The 25160-nt window shown below is 43.0% G+C and carries 25 protein-coding genes; 18 read left to right on the top strand and 7 right to left on the bottom strand.

Annotation, left to right across the window (positions count from 1 at the left end; genetic code table 11):
- Positions 1-175: 175 nt before the first annotated feature.
- On the top strand, positions 176-2713 hold the full coding sequence (locus tag QE417_RS21175; RefSeq protein ID WP_311953428.1) for a penicillin acylase family protein: 2538 nt from the start codon (positions 176-178) through the stop codon (positions 2711-2713).
- A gap of 197 nt (positions 2714-2910) precedes the next feature.
- Positions 2911-3279 carry a hypothetical protein gene (locus tag QE417_RS21170; protein WP_311953425.1) on the top strand — a complete coding sequence of 123 codons (369 nt, stop codon included), beginning with the start codon at positions 2911-2913 and terminating at the stop codon, positions 3277-3279.
- 151 nt (positions 3280-3430) lie between these two features.
- Here QE417_RS21170 and QE417_RS21165 read toward each other — a convergent pair whose 3' ends face one another.
- Positions 3431-4102, bottom strand: coding sequence for a lipid-binding SYLF domain-containing protein (locus tag QE417_RS21165; protein WP_311953424.1), 672 nt, complete (start codon positions 4100-4102; stop codon positions 3431-3433).
- Between the two features lie 165 nt (positions 4103-4267).
- Between QE417_RS21165 and QE417_RS21160 the strand changes: the two genes are divergently transcribed.
- Both QE417_RS21160 and QE417_RS21155 read left to right on the top strand, forming a co-directional pair.
- Entirely contained in the window at positions 4268-5254 is a 987-nt protein-coding gene (locus QE417_RS21160) for a LuxE/PaaK family acyltransferase (RefSeq protein WP_311953421.1), read from the top strand.
- Positions 5255-5417: 163 nt separating this feature from the next.
- Positions 5418-6077, top strand: a complete 660-nt coding sequence (locus tag QE417_RS21155) for a PH domain-containing protein (protein WP_311953420.1) — start codon at positions 5418-5420, stop codon at positions 6075-6077.
- 239 nt (positions 6078-6316) lie between these two features.
- Here QE417_RS21155 and QE417_RS21150 read toward each other — a convergent pair whose 3' ends face one another.
- The 5 genes from QE417_RS21150 to tyrS form a co-directional block, all read right to left on the bottom strand.
- Positions 6317-8992 carry a hypothetical protein gene (locus QE417_RS21150; protein WP_311953417.1) on the bottom strand — a complete coding sequence of 892 codons (2676 nt, stop codon included), beginning with the start codon at positions 8990-8992 and terminating at the stop codon, positions 6317-6319.
- Entirely contained in the window at positions 8989-9963 is a 975-nt protein-coding gene (locus QE417_RS21145; protein ID WP_311953413.1) for a GLPGLI family protein, read from the bottom strand. Before QE417_RS21145 ends, QE417_RS21150 begins: the two co-directional genes overlap by 4 nt.
- Positions 9964-10313: 350 nt before the next feature.
- The gene (locus QE417_RS21140) at positions 10314-10763 is read right to left on the bottom strand and encodes an RES family NAD+ phosphorylase (RefSeq protein ID WP_311953410.1); all 450 of its coding nucleotides are present in this window, start codon (positions 10761-10763) and stop codon (positions 10314-10316) included.
- Positions 10764-10766: 3 nt separating this feature from the next.
- Positions 10767-11261 (bottom strand): type II RES/Xre toxin-antitoxin system antitoxin, encoded by a 495-nt coding sequence (gene parS / locus QE417_RS21135; protein WP_311953407.1) that lies wholly within the window; start codon positions 11259-11261, stop codon positions 10767-10769.
- 37 nt (positions 11262-11298) lie between these two features.
- Positions 11299-12582 (bottom strand): tyrosine--tRNA ligase, encoded by a 1284-nt coding sequence (gene tyrS / locus QE417_RS21130; protein WP_311953404.1) that lies wholly within the window; start codon positions 12580-12582, stop codon positions 11299-11301.
- A gap of 152 nt (positions 12583-12734) precedes the next feature.
- On the opposite strand from tyrS, the gene QE417_RS21125 reads away from it, so the two are divergent.
- The 8 genes from QE417_RS21125 to QE417_RS21090 all read left to right on the top strand — a co-directional run bounded on the left by QE417_RS21125 (position 12735) and on the right by QE417_RS21090 (position 19726).
- Complete coding sequence (locus tag QE417_RS21125) at positions 12735-13562, top strand: aminotransferase class IV (protein WP_311953401.1); 828 nt, start codon at positions 12735-12737, stop codon at positions 13560-13562.
- A 70-nt stretch (positions 13563-13632) separates the two neighbouring features.
- Positions 13633-13821 carry a hypothetical protein gene (locus QE417_RS21120; protein ID WP_311953398.1) on the top strand — a complete coding sequence of 63 codons (189 nt, stop codon included), beginning with the start codon at positions 13633-13635 and terminating at the stop codon, positions 13819-13821.
- Positions 13822-13895: 74 nt separating this feature from the next.
- Entirely contained in the window at positions 13896-14561 is a 666-nt protein-coding gene (locus tag QE417_RS21115; protein WP_311953395.1) for a hypothetical protein, read from the top strand.
- 188 nt (positions 14562-14749) lie between these two features.
- Positions 14750-15232, top strand: coding sequence for an RNA polymerase sigma factor (locus QE417_RS21110; protein WP_311953391.1), 483 nt, complete (start codon positions 14750-14752; stop codon positions 15230-15232).
- 4 nt (positions 15233-15236) lie between these two features.
- Positions 15237-15872 (top strand): hypothetical protein, encoded by a 636-nt coding sequence (locus QE417_RS21105; protein WP_311953388.1) that lies wholly within the window; start codon positions 15237-15239, stop codon positions 15870-15872.
- Between the two features lie 240 nt (positions 15873-16112).
- Entirely contained in the window at positions 16113-18062 is a 1950-nt protein-coding gene (rpsA, locus tag QE417_RS21100; RefSeq protein ID WP_311953385.1) for a 30S ribosomal protein S1, read from the top strand.
- A gap of 180 nt (positions 18063-18242) precedes the next feature.
- Positions 18243-18818 carry a cupin domain-containing protein gene (locus QE417_RS21095; protein ID WP_311953383.1) on the top strand — a complete coding sequence of 192 codons (576 nt, stop codon included), beginning with the start codon at positions 18243-18245 and terminating at the stop codon, positions 18816-18818.
- A gap of 32 nt (positions 18819-18850) precedes the next feature.
- Positions 18851-19726, top strand: coding sequence for a glycosyltransferase family 8 protein (locus QE417_RS21090; protein WP_311953381.1), 876 nt, complete (start codon positions 18851-18853; stop codon positions 19724-19726).
- Between the two features lie 4 nt (positions 19727-19730).
- On the opposite strand, the gene QE417_RS21085 is transcribed toward QE417_RS21090, so the two are convergent.
- Positions 19731-20585, bottom strand: coding sequence for a hypothetical protein (locus QE417_RS21085; RefSeq protein WP_311953378.1), 855 nt, complete (start codon positions 20583-20585; stop codon positions 19731-19733).
- Between the two features lie 116 nt (positions 20586-20701).
- Between QE417_RS21085 and pyrR the strand changes: the two genes are divergently transcribed.
- The 6 genes from pyrR to QE417_RS21055 all read left to right on the top strand — a co-directional run bounded on the left by pyrR (position 20702) and on the right by QE417_RS21055 (position 24971).
- Entirely contained in the window at positions 20702-21271 is a 570-nt protein-coding gene (gene pyrR / locus QE417_RS21080; protein ID WP_311953375.1) for a bifunctional pyr operon transcriptional regulator/uracil phosphoribosyltransferase PyrR, read from the top strand.
- 67 nt (positions 21272-21338) lie between these two features.
- Entirely contained in the window at positions 21339-22259 is a 921-nt protein-coding gene (locus QE417_RS21075) for an aspartate carbamoyltransferase catalytic subunit (protein ID WP_311953373.1), read from the top strand.
- A 38-nt stretch (positions 22260-22297) separates the two neighbouring features.
- Positions 22298-22774 (top strand): hypothetical protein, encoded by a 477-nt coding sequence (locus QE417_RS21070; protein ID WP_311953370.1) that lies wholly within the window; start codon positions 22298-22300, stop codon positions 22772-22774.
- Positions 22775-22831: 57 nt separating this feature from the next.
- On the top strand, positions 22832-23116 hold the full coding sequence (locus QE417_RS21065) for a hypothetical protein (RefSeq protein WP_311953366.1): 285 nt from the start codon (positions 22832-22834) through the stop codon (positions 23114-23116).
- Positions 23117-23586: 470 nt separating this feature from the next.
- A complete protein-coding gene (locus tag QE417_RS21060) occupies positions 23587-24588 on the top strand; it encodes an IS110 family transposase (RefSeq protein ID WP_311953364.1) in 1002 nt (333 codons plus the stop codon).
- Positions 24564-24971 (top strand): transposase, encoded by a 408-nt coding sequence (locus QE417_RS21055; protein ID WP_311954693.1) that lies wholly within the window; start codon positions 24564-24566, stop codon positions 24969-24971. The genes QE417_RS21060 and QE417_RS21055 overlap by 25 nt, the downstream gene beginning before the upstream one ends.
- Positions 24972-25160 lie beyond the last annotated feature (189 nt).

The following is a 25160-nucleotide window of genomic DNA, read 5'->3' as shown; positions in this document are numbered from 1 at the left end:
CCGCTGGGACAAATAAATTGCTTACTTTTCTATAAATAGGTAGCACCTACGGTGCATCTTTCACAGTTCGGAAAGTGTGCCGTTTGGGAGGGGTTGATGGTGAGGCATAGCGGATACGCCTTAACCGTCCCGAGGAGGGAATAAAATGCTTTATAAACATTTCCTATATTGTCTTATGCCTGTAGTACAATCCCATTCATCGGTAACCACCAACAAATTTGGCGCAGCATGGTTATTTAGCTACATTAGTATATCTGTTCAACCTTACATGAAAATCTTCCGGGCTTTGTTTTCTGTTGCGCTGTTGGGCGTGCTTATATGGGCGTTGCAAACCAAGTTTGGACCTGTGCCGCCTGTGGGTGGATTTATTAATCCGGCTACGGGGTTTTGGCAAAATGCCGAAAGTAAAAACTTAAAAAATGATGAAACTTTACAGTTAGACGGTTTGCAGGATGAGGTGATCATCCGTTATGATGAAAACCGGGTACCCCACATTTTTGCCAAAAACGAGCACGACCTATATTTTGCCCAAGGATACGTTACCGCAACCGACCGACTTTGGCAAATGGATATTCAAACCCGTAGCGCCGGAGGCCGTTTGGCCGAAGTGGTTGGCCCCGATGCTTTGGAAACCGACCGTTACCACCGCCGCACCGGCATGGTTTACGGTGCCGAAAACTCCTTGCGCGGCATGATGAAAGACCCGCGCACCAAACTGGCCGTGGAAGCTTACACCGCCGGTATTAACCAGTATGTGCGTAACCTCACCATACGCAACTACCCTATTGAATTTAAATTGTTGGGATACAAACCAGAAGAATGGACACCGTTGAACACCGCCCTGCTCCTCAAGCTCATGAGCGAAACCCTGGCCGGTGGATCTGACGATCTGGAGATGACCAACACGCTCAATAAGTTTGGTGCAGCTGTTACAAAGGATTTGTTCCCCGACCATAATTACCAGGAAGACCCGATTATTCCCACAGGTACCAAATGGAATTTTACGCCAGTACCAGTACCTAAAACATCCGAAAGTTTCAAGGCACAAATGATGAGCGGCAACAAGCCCAAAGCCAGGGTTGAAGGCATTGGCAGTAACAACTGGGCAGTGTCGGGTAGTAAAAGTGCATCGGGCTATCCGCTGCTGGCTAACGATCCGCATTTGAATCTTACTTTTCCATCCATCTGGTACCAAATTCAGCTTACGGCACCGGGCGTTAATGTGTGCGGGGTGTCACTACCGGGTTCGCCTTATGTAATCATTGGTTATAATAATAAAACCAGTTGGGGCTTTACCAATGTAGATGCCGATGTGCTGGACTGGTATCAGCTTAAGTTTAAAGACAATACTAAAAACGAATACTGGTACAACAACCGCTGGAACAAAACCACCCGCCGCACAGAGGTGATTAAGGTACGTGGCAAACCCGATGTTACCGAGCAGGTAATTTATACCCACTTTGGCCCGGTAGTTTATGAAGATAGTACGCAAAAATCGCGCAAGGTGCCCGTTAATGTTCCTGCTGGTACGGCACTAAGGTGGATCGCCCATGATGAGTCGAATGATTTGCTTGCTTTTCACCTGCTTAACCGGGGCAGTAATTACGATGATTACCGCAAGGCACTCACCTACTACTCGGCACCGGCGCAAAACTTTATTTTTGCCAGCACCGGTAAAGATATTGCCATTACGCCCAACGGCCGCTATCCGCTGAAATTTAAGGAGCAGGGCAAATTTATTTTAGACGGTACCGATGCTGCTAATGATTGGCAGGGGTGGATTCCGGCAGCGCACAACCCAACGGTGAAAAACCCGCCGCGCGGCTTTGTGAGTTCGGCCAACCAATCTTCAACGGATGCTACTTACCCTTATTACCTAAACTGGCAATTTGGCAACTATAACCGTGGCAAACGAATAAACAACCGCTTAGCCGCCATGAGCAATATTACGGCAGATAGCTTACGCCTGCTGCAAACCGACAATTACAGCATCACCGCGCATGATATTTTACCAACACTGCTAAATTACCTCGACCCAACCAAGTTAGACGCCACCCAACGCGCAGCTTTAACTGAGTTGAAGCAGTGGAACCTGTGTTACGATGCCACCTCTATTGGGGCAAGCATTTTTAACAGCTGGTGGGTAAACGTTTACTCCATGATTTGGAAAGACGATTTTGACTCCCCTAACGCTGATTTACGCTGGCCCAGCCGCGACCGTACCATTCAACTACTGCTTACCCAGCCCAAAGCCAAATGGTTCGACGATGTAAAAACCCCATCGGTTGAAACCTGTGCCGATATTGTGAGCGAAGCTTTTAATGTGGCGGTTAACGATTTAGCTAAAAAACACAGCAAGCCCGGCAAAGGCTGGCAATGGGGCACCATAAGGCCATCTAAAATTGACCATATGGCTAATTTACCGGGTTTCGGGTCTCAAGAGTTTTCTACCGGTGGCAATAGTGGCATAGTGAACGCCATGAGCGGCGGTGCCGGACCATCTTGGCGTATGGTTGTAGAGATGGGGCCGCAGGTTAAAGGTTATGGCGTTTACCCGGGTGGGCAATCGGGCAACCCCGGCAGTTTTTATTACACCAACATGCTGCAAACCTGGAAAGAAGGCAAGCTCAACGAACTGCTGTTCTTAAAATCGGCTGGTGAAAAATCAGAACGTATTAAAACGACATTGACATTAAAAAAAGATAGACACTAATTATTACGAACGGGACGAATTTAATAAACACGAATTGGCGCGAATTTCACAAATTAGGGTTGAGAAAACTTATTCGAGACAATTAGCCTCATTCGTGTATTAGTAACTAATCCGAAATTGAACATCCGAAACGGCGAAGCCCTCTTGAAGACCTTTGAGAGAATAATTAAGTACTGAAAAATTCGAAATCAAAAATTATGCTTTTCATCCTCATATTCATTATCAGTTTAGCTACCAGTTATGTGTTGCCCTGGTGGGCGGTAGCAGCTATTGCGTTTGCCATGTCGGTGTACGCAGGTACAAGGCCACGTCAGGCATTTTGGTCGGGCTTTGGGGCTATATTTTTGGTGTGGATAATTATTGCCTTGTTTAAAAGCATACCTAATAACCATATGCTTGCCAAGCGTGTAGCTGAATTGTTTGGACTGCCCAACTGGCTGTTACTATTGTTTGTTACCGCCTTAATTGGCGGACTGGTAGGCGGGCTTGCCGCGCTGGCGGGGTTGTATGTGAAGCGGGTATTCGAAAAACCGTCTGAATCAGAATTTACTGAATTGAAGAATTAGCAGAATGATTAGCTTATATAAAAACGTCATTGCGAGGTACGAAGCAATCTCTGCGTAGGATATTCACTACTGCATGTTTCAGAGATTGCTTCGTACCTCGCAATGACGCATTTAAAAGTTTGCCGTTGTCTGTGTACTTACAAGCAACTGTTTACAAACCTTTTAAAGCAGTTTTAAACTCCACAACAGCGGTTGAAGCGGTTTTGCTGGTTTCAAAAATTTGCTGCGAGGTTGTGCCCGATCCGTAAAAGTTGGCGTTCGAAGTTTTATCGATAGCCAGGTTTGAACCATTGATACTGATACCGGCAAACAATCCACGGCTGCGTGAGTACGAGTAAACTTCGGCCTCAAGTTTATGATCGGTACTGGCAGTTGAACTACGGCCAACCGGTCCTGCTGCGGCCGAAATATCGCCACCAATGGTGAAATCGCCATTTTTAACCTTGGTTAGCACGCCTTTGTGTTTAAACACCAGTACCAGGTCAACCGATTGTACACCGATCTGGAAACCAATACTGCCGCCTGTGAGCGTAACAAATACCGGATTACTCCAGGTGCCATCGGCCAGTTTAACGGTGGCTATCCCTTTGCCACGTTTGCCGCCAATACCAAAGCCGGCATTAATTAATTTAGGTATTACCACTATACCTTCGCTTTGCTTTAGCAATTCTTCGGGTATAGTTTCGTCCATATTGGCAAAGGTGGTGAGCACTTTGGTGGAGTTTTGAACACGCTCGGTTTCCTTACCGGCATCAGTAGCCGAAGCCAGTACCAGCATTGCACTCAGCAGCGCAGGTACCATTAAAAATTTAAAAAGTTTCATATCGGTAGTTTCTTTAAAATATTTGTCGACAAGTATAAATACAGTCACTTCACTAACATCGCAGTACGTTTAAAGTTTACAATCAGGCAACGATGATTGTAAAGCCACTGTAATCAAATTGCCAATATATAACGCTTGCTCATGCAGCCTTGTTATCTTTGCGCCATGCAAAAGCCGCAACAGCAGCAAATATTTTCTATCAGCAATAACCAGCAATTTACCCAGGCAGCCTTGCAGGTATTCAGGCATCAGGCTCAAAATAACGCGGTTTACCGGCAATTTATTAATGGATTGCAGATTAATATTGATGCGGTTACTCAACTTGCCGATATTCCGTTTTTACCCATCGAGTTTTTTAAACAGCATACGGTAGTAAGCAGTAATGCCGAACCTGAGGTAACGTTTACCAGTTCGGGCACTACGGGTATGATTACCAGCAGCCATTACATAACCGATGTAAGTTGGTACATACAAAGCTTCAGAGCAGCGTTTAAGCTGTTTTATGGAGATATTAAACAATACTGTGTTCTGGCCTTGCTGCCGGCCTATTTACAGCGTGGCGGCTCCTCATTAGTTTACATGGCCGATGATCTGATCAAGCAATCAGGCCACCCCAACAGTGGCTTTTACCTTTACAACTATGAGGAACTGCATCAGCAACTTACCAAGCTAAAAAAAGCGGGTACACCTACTCTGCTCATAGGTGTTACATTTGCCCTGTTAGATTTTGTGGAACTCTTTACTATGGATTTCCCTGAACTGATTGTGATGGAAACCGGCGGCATGAAAGGCCGTCGTAAAGAAATGATACGCGAGGAATTGCACAGCATATTATGTAACGGATTTGGGGTTAATGCCATTCACTCCGAATACGGCATGACCGAACTCCTCTCGCAAGCCTACTCCAACGGCCAGGGCATTTTTAACTGTCCGCCCTGGATGCGCATCCAAACCCGCGACACCAACGATCCTCTCAGTCCATTAGCCACCAGCCAAACCGGCGGCATAAACGTAATTGATTTAGCTAACATCAACTCCTGTTCGTTTATTGCCACGCAGGATTTGGGCAAGGTGTATAAAAATGGCTCATTTGAGATTTTGGGCAGATTTGATGCTTCGGATATCAGAGGGTGTAATTTATTGGTGGGGTAACCTCTCCCAACCCTCTCCAAAGGAGAGGGCTTTTATTTGCATGATAATAAATTACTGGTTCACTCAAAAAAATTTAGTGTGGTAAAATTTTTTAAGCCCTCTCCTTCGGGAAGGGTTTGGGTGGGGTAATTTTACTACATTTGGCTAAAACATTCATCTTTTTATGATTGAAAAATTTTTAAACGACCAGCAAGACCCTAAAGCAGTTGAGAAAGTATACTCACGTTTGGTAGAGTTATTACCTCCCGGCGAAGAAACCTTATATATTGCCACGCAGAAGAAACCACTGGTTAACCTCCTGCCCGATACCATTGTGATCACCAACCGCAGGGTGTTATTTTTTACGCCGGCCAACCTTGGCCTATCCTTAAAATTCATCGACTTTATATGGAAAGACATTGCCGACGTAAACATGAAAGAAGAAATTATTGGCGCTGTGTTTACCATAAAAACTACACAAGGTGCCGAAATGGGTGTTGATTACCTGCCCAAATCACAAGGCCGTAAATTATACCAATATTCGCAGGAGTGCCGCGAAAATGAGCGCAAGCGTGAGGAGTTGCAAAAAATTCAGCATACCCCGCCACCGCCACGCCCGGTTGAAAAACCTGCGGAAGAACCGGCCAAACCTGTGTTTGAAGCACCCGCCCCTGCGCCGCAGCCTGTTACTCCGCCGCCTGCACCGGCTCCGTCCCCTGTGGTTGAAGCCAAGCCAGATGAGTTGACCGAAAAACTCAAAAAGCTGAAAATGCTGTTTGATAACGGGTTGATCTCGCAAGAGGAATACAATCAAAAGAAAATGGAATTATTGAGCGACTTGTAGTAGCTTAAAACTTATGATAAACCATCGCGTCATTGCGAGGTACGAAGCAATCCCTGCGTAGGCATAACGGCCATACATAGCTCAGAGATTGCTTCGTTCCTCGCAATGACGTTTTTTTATCATCCCCACCAAAACAAGAAACTCCTGTTTGCTCGCCAAACAGGAGTTATGAAGCAATATTAAACTATTAACTGATGATAACGCTGTTGCTTCAAACAGCGAAATGCTTTTATATCTTTTTAAAAGTTGAACGACACCTTCATAGTGGCCATACGGCCCGGCAGGGTGTATACGCTATTTACATAGTTGTTTGCAGTAAGTAGGGGCGAACTATAGGTTTTCGTGTCAAATATATTGAGAATGTTTAATTCTATATCACTTTTAAACTTGTTGATTTTAAACCGGGCCGAAAAATCGGCAAAAGAATAATTCAGATCAGGCCCCACGCCTTGCCCGGTATAATACTGATCACCAGATAGTTTAAGGAAAACATTATTGGCTGGATTATAATTTAAAGCGCCCTGGTGCTGTAATTGTGTAACAGCATTGGTACCTGCACCCGGTACAGATGTACGACTGTTTGTGCGGGTAGCATTCAGCTTGTAGCTTACGTTGATCTTTTCGCTTATCTTGGTTTCCACACTACCGTTAATACCGTTGGCAATGGTATTATAAGGTAACAGCAAACCGTTTAAAAACTGGTTGAGCTTATTGTTTTGCCACGAATAACCTCCCGCAAAAGTACTGTGCAGCGCAAAAACATACTTACTCACATTGGCCGATAACGTTACCATATTCATATCATTAGCATAGGGTAATACAATTTGCCGCTGAAAAGTATTGGTAATTTGGCTCGAGGTTATGTTATTTAAATCTATATGGTTATACATGGCGCTAACTCCCCAAAAAAACATTTTGGTAGCCTTACGATAGTTATAACCCAGCATTGCCGTTTGTGTTTTACGTTCGCTTAAATCGGCGGTGTTGGCTTGCAGGGTACGGTAATTCAGCAGTATGTCGCCACGGTATGCCTGGGTAATATCGCCAATATCATTACGGTAACTGTAACCCGCAGTAACGTACTGCTCGGCAGAGGTATTGTATTTTAATGAAAATTGCGGGTCGAAATACAAACGGCTTACCTTTTTATCCACCGCGTATTTAGCTTCAGAAAAGCTGATGTTTTGCAAGCTCACCGGCAAACGCATGGTAAGCCTCAGCTTATCTCCGGGCATTTCAAAGGCAGCTTCGCCATAAACTTTCGATTTAAACCAGTCTAAGTTATTGGTTGATGTACTGCTTGCCAAAACGCTTGCGCCGCTGTTTTGTACTACTGACAATACCGACTCGAGGTTTTGCGACTGCAAACTGAAACCTGCTTTGTACGCCTGCGTAATTTTACCATCCGGATGCCTGAACGACATATAATTATTGGTAAACCAGGTAGGGATGTTAGCCGTTTGCTCCAGTTGCGCATAAGGTTGGCCGCTGTTAAAAATATCCTGATTAACACCCGGCTCCAATGTACGCCGTTCGGGGTTCGATAGGCGGTTGATGTACGAATAGCCCTCGTACACATTCCCCGATTTACTGGTTTTCATGAGGTTAAACTCGTTCGAAAAATCCAACCGGCGATTGCTCATGGACTGGTTTGAACTTATACCCGTAGCGTTTAAACCCGAGTATGAACCGGTGTTCTCATAATCGGTAACCAAGTTATTGTTGAGATAATAGTTGGTTTTATTGATGTTGAGCGTTGCCTGGGCATGCAGCAAATCGGGCCGGCGGCGATTATCCTGCATCTCGGTATAACGAATAGTTTGGTCGGGCAAATACGTTTCGCGCACCTTGGTGTAGCTTTGCAGTTGCCTGTCATGCAGGTATGATACATTGGCTTTCAGTTGCACATCCTTTTTAACATTCACCAAATTGTTCATGTTCACCAAACCCGATTGGTTAAACAAATAACGGTTGGTAGGCAAATTGGGGTTACCCGCCGCACCCAGGCTTAATAAGTTATTGGGTTTATTATTATCCAAACGACTCAGGTAAGCACTCAGGTTGTGCGATATTAAATCATTTTGCACATCAATACCGGTATTGTTGCCTTTAATGTAATTAATGGCCTTGTATTTATCCTTAAACATCATGGCGTTAACGTTTCCGTCGTATTTTCCGGGCAAACCACCGCCTACATTGCCCTGCCCTACCATCTGCATTTTGGCATCATCTTTAAAGGTGAGGTTCATGGCCACATCGTCGCTTACCACTTTATCCTTTAAAGCTTTGATGGGTTGATGATTTTCCATGATCTGCACCTTATCAACCACCCCGTTAGGAATAGTTTTGGTAGCGATGTTGTACTTATCGTCAAGCAAATTATCGCCGCCTAAGTACAGACTCGATATGGCCTTACCGTTATATTTTATTTTCCCATTATCGTCCATCTCCACCCCGGGCAGGCGCTTAATTACATCGCCTATCACCCTATCTTGCGGGGCCGAAAATTCGGCAGCACTGTAATTGAGCGTATCACCCCGTGTGCTTAATCGTGGCCGCTTATCTTTCACCGTAACGGCATCAAGCGCGTTATTGGTTGATGATAGTTTGAAGTTATACAGAACAGCAAAATCAGTTACGGGCTTGCTTTGTTTTTTATAACCTACGGAGCTTATTTCAACCTTTAACCCAGTTTTATCGGCATCAGCCGGAATAGCCAGGCTGTATACACCTTTATTATCACTGGTGGAAAAGGCTATAATTAGGTTACCACCTTTCATGAGTTTAGCATTGGCGTAAGGCACCACCTTACCCAGGCTATCTGTAACTGTACCCTTAATAGTTTGGGCAATGCCCTTTTGAGAACATAACAAGGCACAAATACAGGCTACGGCAATTTCTATTGCCCTTCTCATTTTTTAGCGCCTTTTTCGGGTAGTTCAATAGGATTATTTATCACAGCAGCCGTACCGGCCGGTGCACGTTGAACGCTTACGCTCGATATTACCGGAGAACCGGCTGCACCTCCACTATTCATCGAAAAGCTGCGACCGCCACCCATTGCTGCTATTTGCGATTGCATGAAAGCCTGCGGGTCTTTACGCATAATTTCCTTTAATTCGCTAAGTTCCTTAGGTGTGGTTTTAATGGCGTTTTTAGGTAAAGCTATTACGTTGGGATTTTGGTTGCCATCACCGCCCATTGCACCAACAATAATGGTACGGCCAGTAGCACTCAACTGGTCGGCCTCATTTGTAGCTTTGGCAGTTGGGTCAACCTTTTCCAAACCATCAAAATTAAATAAGACCTCTTTTTTAGCATCATAGGCTTCTACAATGAGCCCTGGCAAGCCGTTCAGTTTCCACGGACCAACGCGGTAAGGTAGATCAGCACAAAACCAGGCGGTATAATCACGTCCTTTAAAATGAGTGGTAGCTTTTTGGCAAGCCAGGCCTTTAATGGTACTCGTGTCGGCAGTAATTTTCCAGGCCGGGGCGGGCATAGCCTCTTCAATAACATAGTTGTTTACCACACGCTCATTAATATAAAATTTGTTATCGTTAGGATACTGATAGTATTCAATGTTGGGTCCCATTGGTCCACCGGGGCTGGTAAGCTTAAAGTTGGTAGATCCGGAATTTACCTGCTCCATTACCGACCTGCGCATTTGCTCCTCGCGCAGTTTGCGGTCGTAGCTTTTATAAGCACTTGCATTACGCCCTACCAGCAACACCATGTTTTCATTCAGGGGCTTGTCTCGCGCGGTAGTGTCGCGCACATGCGTAAATTTGTAATGAACGATGACCTGGGCAGTATCGGCCTTTTGCGCCTGGGCTGCAACAGCCAGGTTAGCAAGTAAAATTGTGGTGAAAAGTTTAAGTTTCATATAGTTTAAGTTTGTTAAAAGTGATTAATGTTAGATTATGGTACAGTTGCATAACCTTAACACCACAAATATAACTAAGAAGTTAGTTAAAAACTAAGAATTTAGTTGTTTTAACAAAAATTAACAATTGGTGAGTGGTGAAGGGTGAAATCAGTTGCTGCGCAACTGATTTCAGTTTTTCAAGAGCGCGGGGCATTCAGCGCACCCGGCCGGGAGCTGCCTGTGGGGTGGCAGGGATTGCGATGAATAGGCGTTTTGCTACTTTGGGGCTATGCCAAAGTAGTAGCCCGCGCGGCAATGAGCGCTACCGAAGCGATAAGCTCCCCCTCTCAAGAGAAAAAAAACCTTTCCTACAACAACCTTTCATCAAAATTAAACACCTTTTGCTCCACAATTTTTACCAAATGAGCTTTAGGATGCATGGGGTTAAGCAGGTAATTAAACTCCTCCTTAACAATAGCCGATGGTACTTTTAATAGCAAATGTTTGTTCAACTTTAAAAAAGCATCCCCCATTGATTTGAGTAAGGACGGTTCAGGATAATCCTGCCAGTTTTCAGGTAGGGCATCTATGTCGAGCACCTGTACATCATTAGGCACATCAAGGGTAATCTGGCAAAAATCATCGGGGATAATGGTTGGGGGTAAATGTACCAGCACTTCGAGCACTGCCAATGAGCGCGACGATGCCGTATAAACCATAGGGCGGCCAATATTGTTCCAGCGGCCGCCGTAGAGGCGGGCACCTGTGCCGCTTAAATCATTAATATAAGTGCATTTTGATATACGGTACAGCAGCATCTCTCAGGCAAAAATACCATGCTCAATACGGCCCAACTCGCGTAAAACCAAATCAAAACCTATAGAGGTATCCAATAGCGAAACCGGTGACTCACCTTTAAATATGTGGCTCGGGGTTTTCATCCAGCGTTTAAATTTATCCATAGAGCCAAATACCTCCTCACCTCGGGTATAGAGGCGGGCAAGTTCAACGGCCTTTTCGGCATACTCGGTCTTAACTACGGTATCATCATCGTAACGTTGCAAAGTGCGCTCGTTAATATGCATAATACCGGCAAGCTCTTGCAGGGTTAAAGAGATTTTTTGCGCCAAAGTGGTTAATACCTTTTTGGGCAAGCCCTGGCGGGCCAAACGCACAACATCAAAATCAGAAGATGCTTTACCGGGATTTACGCCGGTAAGCAAATTATAAAATGAGGTTACACTATCAGTGGTGATGTAAGCAGCCATTGGTTCATGAACCTCATTTTGATCAATATGTTTTTTACTATACGACATTTATCCAAATGTAAAACACATTTGTCGTATTTGCAAATTATTCGGCAATAATTAAAAAATAATTTCTTCTTCCCTTTTGTACTACTAAAAACTTCCCATTAATAAGATTATCTGTATTATAGATTTCTTCTGGAGCTGGTACTTTTACTTTATTAATAGCAGTCCCCCCTCCTTGAATCATTTTTTTAGCTTCTCCTTTCGATGGAAAAACATTAGCATGAACTGCAAGTAAATCCAAAACTCCGATACCTGCTTCAAGGTCAGCACGCTTTATTTTAAAGTTCGGAACACCTTCAAAAATCCCTACAATTTCTGTGTCCCTTAATTCATTCAAAAATTCAACACTTGTGTTTCCGAACAAAAACTCTGACGATTGTATAGCCTTGTTATAAGCCGCCTCACCATGCACGCGGATGGTAATATCCTTAGCCAAAGCTTTTTGCAAAGCACGCTGATGTGGTGCTAAATCATGCTCAGCCTCTAAGGCCTCAATGGTTTCACGATTTAACAGCGTAAATATGCGGATGAACTTTTTCACGTCGGCATCGCTGGCATTTAACCAAAACTGGTAAAACTGGTAGGGCGATGTGCGGGCGGTATCTAACCATACAGCACCGCTTTCGGTTTTGCCAAACTTGGTACCGTCGGCTTTTTTAATTAACTGGGTGGTTAAGGCAAAAGCTTCACCGGCATCTTTACGACGAATTAACTCCGTACCGGTTACAATGTTACCCCATTGGTCGCTACCGCCCATTTGCAGGGCACAGTTATGATGTTTCCAGAGGTAATAAAAATCGTAACCCTGCACCAACTGGTAAGTAAATTCGGTAAACGACATGCCCGTATCGCCATTTAAACGGTTTTTAACCGAGTCTTTGGCCATCATGTAATTTACGGTAATGTGTTTACCCACATCGCGAATAAAGTTCAGGAACGAAAAATCTTTAAACCAATCGTAGTTATTTACCATTTGGGCGCTGTTAGGGCCGCAATCAAAATCCAAAAATTGCTCCAGCTGTTTTTGAATACTTTGCAGGTTATGCTGCAATACATCTTCAGAAAGCAAGTTACGCTCGGCCGATTTACCCGACGGATCGCCCACCATGCCGGTAGCACCGCCAACCAACGCGTAGGGCTTATGCCCCGCACGCTGAAAGTGGATGAGGGTCATGATTTGCGTTAAGTGACCTACGTGCAGCGAATCGGCCGTGGGATCGAACCCGATATAGCCCGATGCCGTACCTTTATTCAGTAAATCCTCGGTTCCGGGCATAATATCGTGCAGCATGCCGCGCCAGCGTAATTCTTCAACAAAACTCATTACAGTACAATTATTTTAAGTGGGCAAATATAGCAAACTACCCATAACGAAGCGATTAAGAATAAGCATACCTGCTAAACACATGTATTCGATCAAAACACATCTATATTTACAGCGTTCACCTAAAGCAATAATTGCTATTATATAAAACCATGTATTACGCTGCCATCAACAACCAATTTATGCCCGCGGCCGATGCCAAACTCCAGGTAAGCGATTTAGCCATACACCGCGGTTACGCCATATTTGATTTCTTTAAAACTATAGGCGGTGCACCTGTTTTTATTGAAGACCATCTTGATCGGTTTTACGGCTCGGCCCAAGCCATGCGCTTAAACGTTAATTACAACTGCGACGAGCTGAAGGCCAGCGTACGTAAGCTGATGGACAAGAATAACCTCCCCGATTCGGGCATACGCCTCACGCTTACTGGCGGCTTTTCGGAAGATGGTTACACGCTTGCTAAAAGCAACCTCATCATTACCCAGCAGGAAATCAAAGTAAAACCTTTGAACAACGATGGCATTAAGCTCATCACCTACCCTCACCTGCGCCAGTTTGCCGGGGCCAAAACCATCGACTATCAAATGGCCATATGGCTGCAACCGCAAATGCGCGAACAAGGTGCCGACGATATACTCTACCACCATAACAACATCGTGCGCGAATGCCCACGTTCTAACTTCTTTATTGTAACGCACAATAACGAGGTTTTAACTACCGGAACCGATGTATTAAATGGCATTATACGCAAACAGGTACTTGGCCTTACGGTCGATGGTTTTACTGTGGCCGAACGCAATGTTACGCTTGACGATATACGGAATTGTGCAGAAGCATTTATTACCAGCACTACCAAAAATATTTTGCCGGTAACGCAAATTGATGGTCGTACCATTGGTGATGGTAAGGCTGGCCAAATTACCACCCTCCTTTCTGAAAAAATTGAAGACCTGATTACTGCTCACACCGGCTGGTAAAAGTATTTTACACACCTTAAATCAAACCATATTAGCATACCAGGGTTATTACTGCACAAAACACTTTACCATGAACAGTTTTTTCAAAGCATTAATAGCCGGATGGGGCGCTAAAAAGTTAGGCGGAGGATGCCTTTCAACTATTGTTATTTTTATTGTTATTTACACCCTGCTGGGCAAGTGCGATAATCGCGCTGATGCTGCCATCAAACATCAAAAACCCGCTCACGTAGTTACGCAATACCAGCACCGCAGATAAATTCTACATTTAATTGAGGCGATAAAAATTTCGGCGTTTGCAAAATATCCTGTATTTTGCAATACGCCTCTACTATGAATTTTTTGTCGCACTTTTATTTTGACCGCCATACCACCAACTGCTACCACGTGTTGGGTACAGTGCTGCCTGATTTGTTAAAGAACGCCGACAAGACCATCATCCTGCATCCCGAAAAGCATTTTTATCCTGATGGCCCAACCCATCATATTTACAACGGCTGGATGAAACACCTGGCGGTTGACAGGCACTTTCATAACTCCGGCTTTTTTACAACACATTCGCACCAGTTAAAACTCCACCTCCGACCGGCCATCACGGGATCGCCCGTTAAACCGTTTTTTTTAGGCCATATAGCCCTCGAGCTTATACTCGACAACCTCCTCCTCACCACCCAACAAATTACCGCCGACGACTTTTACAACCACCTCGACCATTGTGACGATGAGGTAATTGAGGATTTTCTCAACATTAGCGGTATGAAAAACCCGGAAGTATTTACCCGTTTCTTACACAAGTTTAAAAACGACCGCTACCTGCATACCTACGCCCAAACCGAAAAGGTGGCCTACGCCCTCAAACGCATTTGTATGCGTGTATGGAACAACCCGTTCACCCCCGAACAGGAAGCCGCCATGAATGAAGTAATTATTAGCTACCGCGAAACGCTTATGCCCGGATTTTTATTGGTGTTTGAGGAAATAGGCTTACTGGTTAATTAGTTATTAGGTGTATTGAGTTACTAAGTTGTTATCAGCTGTAAGTTAGAACTGAGTAGTCATTAATATTATATAACCTCCTAATAACTTAACTATACTAACTCCTCACCTCACTCAATAACAAAATAACTTAACTACTAAATGTAAGTTTTTAAAAACCTGTGCGACTTACTGTGTAAATTAACTTTTGAATGGAAAAGGCCTTTGTTGATATGCTTAACCGGCATAGGGGTATAATTTATAAAGTATGCAACCTGTATTGTAACGAACCTGATGATAAGCAGGATTTGTTTCAGGAGATAACCCTGCAATTATGGAAGGCTTTCCCGGCATTCAGGCAGCAGGCTCAGCAATCAACCTGGATGTACCGCGTTGCCTTAAACACGGCCATATCAAACTTCAGAAAAGAAAACAGGCGGCCGAGGTTAAACCCACTTTCTGAGCTGGATTTTAGCATACCCGACGATTATCCCCCCAACCAAAAAAACGAACAATTGAACGAACTGATGCAGGCCATAGCTAAGCTCAACGCTGTAGAAAAAGCCATCATCATGCTCTACCTCGAAGAGAAAAGTTACGATGAAATAGCTGATATAACCGGCATTACCAAAAACAATGTAGGCGTAAAGCTCAACCGCATAAAACTAAAATTAGAAACCCTTTTAAAACCATAACACCATGAATATCGACGATTTAAAAGCCACCTGGCAACAATATGATCAAAAACTGCAAGCCTCACAAACACTCAGCCAGCGCATTATAGAAAGTATAATTGCCGAAAAATCGCAATCACGGTTGTCACGCGTACAAAACCACTTTACTGTAGGTTGCTTTATTTTACTATTATGGCTGATGATAAGCATAGCTATACTCACCGGCAACCCGTTCGATTACCAAAATAGCTATGAGTACGTCCCTGTTGTTTTACTTGCGCTTTCACTTGTAGCAATGCTCGTTTTGTTAGGAAAAGCTATTATTGAGTTAAAAGAAATAGATCTTTCGCAAACTAACCTGGCTAAAGCCTTAAAACAGGTAATAAACGTATACAGCAAGCCCCGCAAATTTTTAAAGTATGCCTTTATTATGATGTTTTCGGCAGGCTTGCTGTTCCCGCTATCATTTTTACCGCGCAAATTAAACCACAGTACCATGGCCGAAGCGCTGACCAACACGGCCGGGCCCATGGCTATATCAATTATACTATTTTATATAACACATAAATTTGGGGCTCTGGAGGATGTAGCGGGCAAACGCTTTAAACAATACCTGCACGAGCTGGAGGAAATGAACGCGGTGTCAAAAGAGCTGTACTGATACACAGATATTCTGGATAAGCAGATGCGCAAATGAAAGTACGCCACTTTTTGTTTTTAAATATTAGGCTTACTTGCATATCTCCTATTAAATATGCCATTGGCAATTCCTCGCACCCGCACAGTTGCATATTTAAAATCACATTTCGTTCAAAATCAGCATATTTTATTTTTTTATAAAAGAAAAATATATCTACCTTTGCAGTCCCAATTGAGTTGGGAAAAGGAGACAAATTATTTAATGGCAAAAAAACAAGAAGCAGAAAAAGAATTAAAGTCTAAACAGGCTGAACTGGAGACAGTTGGTACTGTTACAGAAAAAGAAAACATTGAGTCAGAAGCTGATTCAATTTCAATTGATGAAATCAAATCTAAAATCGCAGTTGCACCTCAGGCAGATTTTGACTGGGACGCTGACGAAAAAAAGTTTGGTAACTACAGCGACGAAGATCGTCAGAAATTAGAGCAAATGTACGATGGTACTTTCAACTCTATTAACCAGGGAGAAATTATCTCGGGTATTGTAGTAAACATCAATAACAAAGACGTGGTATTAAACATCGGTTTTAAATCTGATGGTATGGTATCATTGTCAGAGTTCCGTGATATGCCTGATCTGAAGATCGGCGATGAAGTTGACGTATTTGTTGAGTCGCAGGAAGATGCTAACGGTCAGTTAGTGTTATCGCGCAAACGTGCTAAAACTCAAAAATCATGGGAGCGCATTAATGATGCATTAACTAACGATGAGATCATCACTGGCTTTGTGAAGAGCCGTACTAAAGGTGGTTTAATTGTTGATATAATGGGCGTAGAAGCCTTCTTACCTGGTTCACAAATTGATATCAAGCCTATCCGCGATTACGATATCTATGTGGGCAAAACCATGGAGTTCAAAGTTGTTAAGATCAACCACGAGTTTAAAAACGTAGTGGTATCGCACAAAGTGCTGATTGAAGACGATTTGGAAAACCAAAAAATTGAAATTGTTGCACGCCTTGAAAAAGGTCAGGTATTGGAAGGTACCGTTAAAAACATTACCGATTTCGGTGTATTCATCGACCTTGGTGGCGTAGACGGCTTACTGCACATTACCGATATATCTTGGGGCCGCATAGAGCATCCGAAAGAAGTATTGGCTTTAGACCAGAAAATCAACGTTGTTGTTCTTGACTTTGATGACGAGAAAAAACGTATCGCTCTGGGCTTAAAACAATTAACTCCACATCCTTGGCAAAACCTTGACGAAGCTATCCAGGTAGGTTCGCATGTAAAAGGTAAAATTGTTACCGTGGCTGATTACGGCGCATTCCTTGAAATCACTCCAGGTGTTGAAGGTTTGATCCACGTATCAGAAATGTCATGGTCACAAAACCTGCGCAATCCTCAGGAATTCCTGAAAGTTGGTGACGAAGTTGAAGCTCAAGTTTTAACTTTAGACCGCGAAGAGCGCAAAATGAGCTTAGGTATTAAACAATTAACGCCTGATCCATGGCAAAATGCAGGTGACCGCTACGCAGTAGGTACCCAGCACGTTGCCACCGTTAAAAACATGACCAACTTTGGTGTGTTTGTTGAACTGGAAGACGGAATTGATGGTTTGATCCACATCTCTGATTTATCATGGTCTAAAAAAGTTAATCACCCTAACGAGTTTACTAAAGTAGGCGAGAAATTAGACGTGGTTGTTTTAGAGCTTGACATCGAGAACCGTAAATTAAGCTTAGGCCACAAACAACTGGAAGAAAACCCTTGGGATACTTTCGAAACTATCTTCACCGTTGATTCAGTTCATGAAGGTACCGTATTGAAAGTAACTGATAAAGGTGCTGTTGTAGCTCTTCCTTATGGTGTTGAAGGCTTTGCTCCTACCAAACACTTAGTAAAAGAAGACGGTAAATCTTTAAAAGCTGAAGAAACTGCCGAATTCAAAATCATCGAGTTTGGTAAAGACAACAAACGTATCGTTATCTCTCACTCACGTATTTGGGAAGATATTCGTTCTGAAGCCAGAGTAACTGACTTTGAAAACCGTAAAAAAGAAGCGAAAGCTGCTAACAGCGCGGTTAAAAAAGTTAAAGAATCTGTTGAGAAATCAACCCTTGGCGATCTGAGCGTATTAGCTCAATTAAAAGAGCAGATGGAAGGTGCTGAAAACAAAGCACGCAAATCTAACGAGGATTCAAACTAATCATTAAATAATTCTCTTTTAAAAGCCTGTGCCTCAAAGCACAGGCTTTTTTTTGGTACCTTTTTTGCTAATGTATGTATCATATAAACCAATATTACCGTATAAATACTAAGTAATTAACTGAGCAAATTGTGTAGTTTCGCATCGCCTTACACAATATATTATTTTATACAACATCTTATGCCTGCAGGGAATAAAATCTACAACCCCTTAACCCGCAAAACATTTTTTATAGTAAAAAGTGCTAAAGAAACTGATGGAGAATATGTCCGTTTTAAATGCATTGCCGACCCCGAAAGCAATCGCAAAAGCGGTTTTGTACATAAACACCCATCACAAACCGAAATTATCACTGTCAAATCGGGCAGTATGATAGCGTTGGTTAATGGGAAAAAAGTACGTTATGATGCCGGCGAAATGCTGGTAATAAAACCCGGCGATGCCCACCAATGGTGGAATGCCAGTAATACTCAGGAGCTTAATGTTGTTACCGAAATAAGGCCGGCATTAAAAACAGAGCAGCTTTACAGGGTAACCTGCAGCTTTGCACAGGCAAGGCATAATCATGCCGAAAATGCACCAAATTTACTACACCTTGCCGTAATGTTAGACCATTACTCAGATATGTATGTAGTAGCCGGAAAATGGACATTGCTTAAAAAAGCAACTTTTAAATTATTGGCAGCCATTGGCCGCTTTAAAGGCTATACCCCTGAGTGGACCTATAAGCATCTTATTGCCGAAACTGCCAGATAACTTTTTCTAAATATAAATTTGTAGCATAACGCATGCACCAATATCACGTAGCTATTACTATCGACGATAATTACATACAGCATGCGTGTGTTATGTTACAATCTTTAAACGAACATGCTATTTCGCCAATTGAAGTTTATTGCATTTCGGATAATTTAAGCGATGGCAGTAAGAATATTTTAAAAAATCATTTTAAAAAAAGCAAGTTAACCATCTCCTTTGTAGGGTTCAATCCTGGCTCGCTGCCGCAACTCCCTATTAAGCATACCGACCATGTTTCGGCAGCTACTTTTTTCAGAATATGGTTACCACAGTTGCTACCACACGTAAAACAGGTACTATTTTTAGATACAGATATTTTAATTAACAATGATCTAAGTTCGGTGTTTAACCTCAATATCGACAATTATCCAATAGCTGCAGTTCCTGATCTGGGCGCAAGCATTGAGAAAAAAACGCAGCTTGGTATTCATGCTCATAAGCTGTATTTCAATGCCGGGGTTATGTTAGTAAATCTTGATTATTTTAGAAAACACCATTTAACCCGCCAGCTGGCGCACTTTATTTCCACAAAACCTGAGCTTTGCGAGTTTTGGGACCAGGATGCCTTAAATGCGATAATAAGTGGAAATTTCCTGGAGTTACATCCCAGGTTTAATCTTCAAAGCACAACCTATGATTATAAGGGAACTAAAGGTGTTGATGAAGCTATTGCAAATCCTGCTATTGTGCATTTTACAGGTGGCGGCAGTTGCAAGCCGTGGTTTTATCAAAACCAACATCCACTAAAATATTTATACTATCAAAACCTAAAAAAAACACCTTTCAGGTTTTTTTATCCTGCCGATTTACCCCGTAGCTGGCATTTCTTGCGAAAACTAAAGCATTTAATTAAATACAGCCTTTAAACGGTTAATAAATCTTAAAATCAGCTAAAGAGAGAATTTCGTCTTCCCTATTTTTCATCATAAACAACGGCACATCGCCATAATAGGATGCCCATAAGCTAAAAGTACTTGGCGGCCCTATAATGTAATCACATGCGGCCAGTGTGTAAAGGTCGGTTACAAAATGGCGCTGCTCAAAATTTATCGGTAAATTTCCAAAACTGGCCATATCGAGCTTCTCATTTGAGCATATTATAAACCGGTATTGTTTGCTCATGGCATCCATAAGCGTTGCAAGCTCAAGCATTCGCTTGTAATAAACCAAATCGTCGTAATAAAAGCTTCCACCCGAAAAATCTTTGTAATCGCCGCGGCGTATGTGTACACCTATAACACATTCTGCACCGGCATTGGCAATAACTTCACAGGCCTCATTTTTATATATGGTAACAGGCGCAAACAGCTTCTTTATGGCTTCCTTATGCTTACGCAGGTTATTTTCATCTCTATACAGCCACCCATGTGCTATTACTATTTTTGAATGCACCAGTTGCTGAAATCCGGGATCATCCAGGTGAAATATTTCATTACGTTCGTCATAATCCTTTATATCATGGTATACCAAACCAAAAGGCAGCTTATGGTTAATTTTGTTAAGATATTTAACTATCAGATTATTATATATACCGCCTTTTAATATGTTCACGCTAATGGGCAACCCATTAAAATTATCTACAGAGGTTGCTGCAAAAAATGGTTCGTACTCATCAAAACAAGGGTAAACGAGCTTGTATTTATACTCAATGGCATTGGCAATAAAACTGCTGAAATGAAACAGGCGGTTACACAGCTGCCCCTCTTTACTCGATACAATTATCATTACAGGTAATTAGCCAACAAAATTACAAAACTATTGCGTGTGTAACGTGCAGCTATGTGTATTTACGTATTAGCTATACAAAACTTTTTATACCTTTGCCCAAATCTACTCAAACGATGCAGAATTTGACGTTGCTTGATGGTCCTAAATTCCAGATAACCATTCAGCGCCTTTGCCGGCAACTGATCGAAAATCATAACGACTTTTCAAACGCTATACTTATTGGTATTCAGCCGCGTGGCATTTATTTAGCGCGCCGTGTTGCCGAAGAACTTCGCCTGATATTGAATAAGCCAATTTTACAGGGCGATTTGGATATTACCTTTTACCGCGATGACTTCCGCCGCCGTGAGGGACCGCTGGTACCCAATCAAACCAAGATTGATTTTATCATCGAAGGCAAAAACGTGATCATGATGGACGATGTGCTGTGGACAGGCCGCACCATACGCGCCGCTATGGACGCTATGCTGGCCTTTGGTCGCCCGGCTAAGGTTGAACTGCTTACGCTGGTAGACCGCCGCTATTCGCGCCATATACCCGTTACAGCCGACTATACCGGCATCGAAGTAGATTCCATTGCATCGCAAAAAGTGGTGGTAAGCTGGAAAGAAACCGATGGCGAAGACAAGATAGTTTTACTGTCGGAATTGTCTGAACCGGAATTTACTGAATTTAAGAATTAACAGAATTACAGAGATAGATATCAGATAATAAATCCGAAATCGAATATCCGAAATCCGAAATCAAAAAATGGGCTTAAGCACACGACATTTATTAGGCATAAAAGATTTAAACCGCAACGATATTGAGCTGATATTTAGCACAGCAGATACATTTAAAGATGTAATTAACCGCCCGATAAAAAAGGTTCCCTCGTTGCGCGATGTTACTATTGCCAACGTTTTTTTCGAAAACTCAACCCGCACACGTTTATCGTTCGAACTGGCCGAACGCCGCCTCTCGGCCGATACGCTTAACTTTGCAGCTTCTTCATCATCGGTAAGCAAGGGCGAGACCCTGATCGATACCGTTAACAACATACTGGCCATGAAGGTGGATATGGTGGTAATGCGTCATCCTTACGCCGGTGCCGGTATCTTCCTGTCAAAACATGTAAAAGCCCAAATAGTAAACGCTGGAGACGGCGCACATGAGCATCCTACCCAGGCTTTACTGGATGCCTTTTCCATCCGCGAAAAGCTGGGCGATGTAGCCGGTAAAAAAGTGGTTATCGTGGGCGATATTCTGCACTCGCGTGTGGCCTTGTCGAACATACTTTGCCTTAAACAATTAGGCGCCGAGGTAATGGTTTGCGGACCTACTACGTTAATACCAAAATACATTGGCTCGTTAGGCGTGAAGGTTGAGCATGACCTTAAAAAGGCCCTTAACTGGTGCGATGTAGCCAACATGCTGCGTATACAGTTAGAACGCCAGGACATCAAATACTTTCCATCCCTGCGTGAGTACACCATGCTCTACGGCCTCAACAAGCAGATATTAGACAACCTCGACAAGGAGATCCTTGTAATGCACCCCGGCCCTATTAACCGTGGCGTAGAAATTACCAGCGATGTAGCCGACAGCAAACAGTCGATCATATTAGACCAGGTAGAGAATGGCGTGGCCGTGCGTATGGCGGTGCTTTATTTACTGGCCGGACAGAGTTAATTAAATGGTAATTAATAAAGAAGGAGAAGCTGTTTGATTTGTTTGTAAAGCATTTCTTAGAAGTGCTTGTACTTACAGCTATATTGGTATATGCTTTTTATGAAATAACGGGGATTGACCCAAATCCCGTATTAATTTTATTGATAACCTTTCCGTTCTTTTTAACCTATTATTTCTCTGCGCAATCAAACAAGTCTATAGTTCCAAGAAAAGGATTAACAACCGAAGATCTTCAAAATATTAACTTTATAAAGGCTTGGCAAGAAACGCAGGGCATGGGTTTTTGGCGTTACCTTTTAGTAGATGGAGCAATCATATTCGGCGCACTTATGAGCCTTTACACATCTGCCTTTTCCGGATATATTTTCAATAACGATTTGTCATCACCCTCAAAAATGTTTGAGCTTATTGGCGAAAGTTATTTAACAGGTGCAATAATTGCCACCTGTTGTCATTACATTTTATGGAAGTATAATGAAAGAAGGTTTGACAGACTGACTAATCCTATCCTATAGTTCTCTCTTTGCTATTAGGGATTAGTTTATCTACCTTCGATGTAAAATACTCGTACTATGATCTCGTTTCGCCTGCTTAATGATTATGTTTTGAAAATTGAACCCGAAAAGGAAAAACCCAGCAGGCTCAAACTCATTGTTAAGCTCATGGGCAAAGAACTCGTTTGCCGTAAGGAAGGCTTAAACCCATTGTTAGATTTTATTTACGGCCCCGATGGCAGCTTATTTAAAGGCCGCTTACAGCTCAGTAAAAAGAAAACTGCCATTAATATTTACATGAAGGGTGATATTATTGGTACTATTGAAGCCAGGAATTTATTGGAAGAGTTGGAGAAGTTATAATTTACTGTTATTATATAAAATGCCCATCCTGTCATTTCAAACGATAGTGAGAAATCTTATCGAAGCGCCTTAACCCATTACGTCATTGCGAGACAGCGGCGGGAATGCGGGCTGCCGTCGAAGCAATCCCAGAGTATAAAAGCACAGGTTTAAGTAATTGCAGAAACGGCGGTTTGTGCTTTGACTTTATGCAGTGCCCTGTTAGGAAAGGAATGTACTTGCCGCAAGCCAGTGGATGTTACTTTCTTTTTTCCTCAAAAAGTATTAAATGAGCGCTTGCTCCTGTTTCCGTTGATAATAACTTTGGAAAGCATCCCGCAGAAAGGCCGTTCCTTTTATTGATTTCGAGGTCATGGAAAAAGTTTGGCCCTGTCCGCGTCATGGAGTTTCCAATTGAACGTATAGAGTTCGTATAGTAGAGTTTGCTTCAACCGGCAGACAGGCGGGATGCTTTATTAAAAAGTATTCTTATGAACAAAACTGATCAAAAAGCCACAAAAAAGCAAAGTAAAAACCGGGTCGACTTTCAATTGGTCAATCCCAACGCCGCCGGCATCGACATCGGTGACACAGTTCATGCGGTCGCAGTTCCACAAGACAGGGATGAGATAAGCGTAAAAGAGTTTGGTACATTCACAGTTGACTTATTAGCTATAGCTGGTTGGTTAAAGGCGTGCCGGATAGAAACAGTGGCCATGGAAAGCACGGGTGTCTACTGGAAAAACCTTTGCGGAGTACTTATTGCTGAAGGATTTGAAGTTTACCTGGTCAATGCCCGCCATACTAAGAATATCTCCGGTAAAAAGACCGATGAAAGCGATGCGCAGTGGATACAGAAACTGCATAGTTGTGGTTTGCTCGGAAGTTCGTTCCTTCCTGATGACCAAACAGAATGCCTGCGCACGTTGGTCAGATATCGCAGAAAACTGACACAGGATAGCAGTACCTGTGTATTGAGAATGCAAAAAGCTTTGGAACTAATGAATCTGAAGATCCACACATTGATAAATGACCTGATGGGCAAAACAGGTAAGGCTATAGTAGAAGCGATCATTGACGGAGAGCGGATCGCTGAAAACTTTCTTCCTTTCGTCGACCCTCGCATTAAGGCAGACAGGGCACATATCAGTAAGTCTCTTGAGGGGAACTGGCGCAAGGAGCAATTGTTCCTGCTGGAACAGAACTATCATAACTATCAGTTCCTTCAAACGCAGGTCGGCAAATGTGACCAAGAGATAGAATGGGCATTACGCTCGGTCCATGCAAAGCAAAACGAAGGTATTACAATACCTGAAAAAGAAGTCAAACTCACACCGAAAGGCAAAATATCTAAGCAAAAGAAAGATAAGAACCAACCGTTGTTCGATACCCGGGCGTACCTCAAAGGCATCCATCAGGTCGACGTGATGGAACTCTATGGGCTTCATGAGATCAGCGCGCTGGAAATATTTCTGAAACCGGTACTGATCTAAGCAAATGGTCAACGCCTGAACGGTTCGTTTCTTGGCTCAACCTTTGTCCCAATAGCAAAATATCCGGTGGTAAACTCTTGTCCAGCAAGCTGCAAAAAAAGAAACCTAACGCTGCTGCAAAAGCATTTCGCATGGCTGCACAGGGCGTACAAAATAGCCAGAACTGGATGGGGCACTTCTTTAGACGGATGAAAGCAAAAGGCGGACACAAATACGCAGTAGTTGCGACAGCCCGGAAGATCGCTATCATTTATTATAAAATGGTCAGTGAACGGCGGTCATTCGACCCATTGGTCTACGAAGATCATCTTAACAGGAATCAACAGGCTAAGATAGCATCATTACAAAAGGCGTTGGATAGACTTAAACAGCAGGTCGCTTGATTTAAGTTATATAGTAGAAAGTAACCAAAGAAAAACTCCCGGCTGCACCCTGTTCTACCACGTTAGTACTTTTACATAGATTTGTAGCCACCGAACAGGCTGATGCCGGTATTATTAGGTTATGTTAAGGCAGTGCTTTTGCTATGTGTGAAATAACAACGCAGCCCCCGCACAGGCAAGCGTCTACGC

The organism is Mucilaginibacter terrae, from assembly GCF_031951985.1.
GTDB lineage: Bacteria > Bacteroidota > Bacteroidia > Sphingobacteriales > Sphingobacteriaceae > Mucilaginibacter > Mucilaginibacter terrae_A.
Note: the sequence above shows the minus strand (reverse complement) of the source record. Positions and strands in the feature narration are given on the sequence as shown.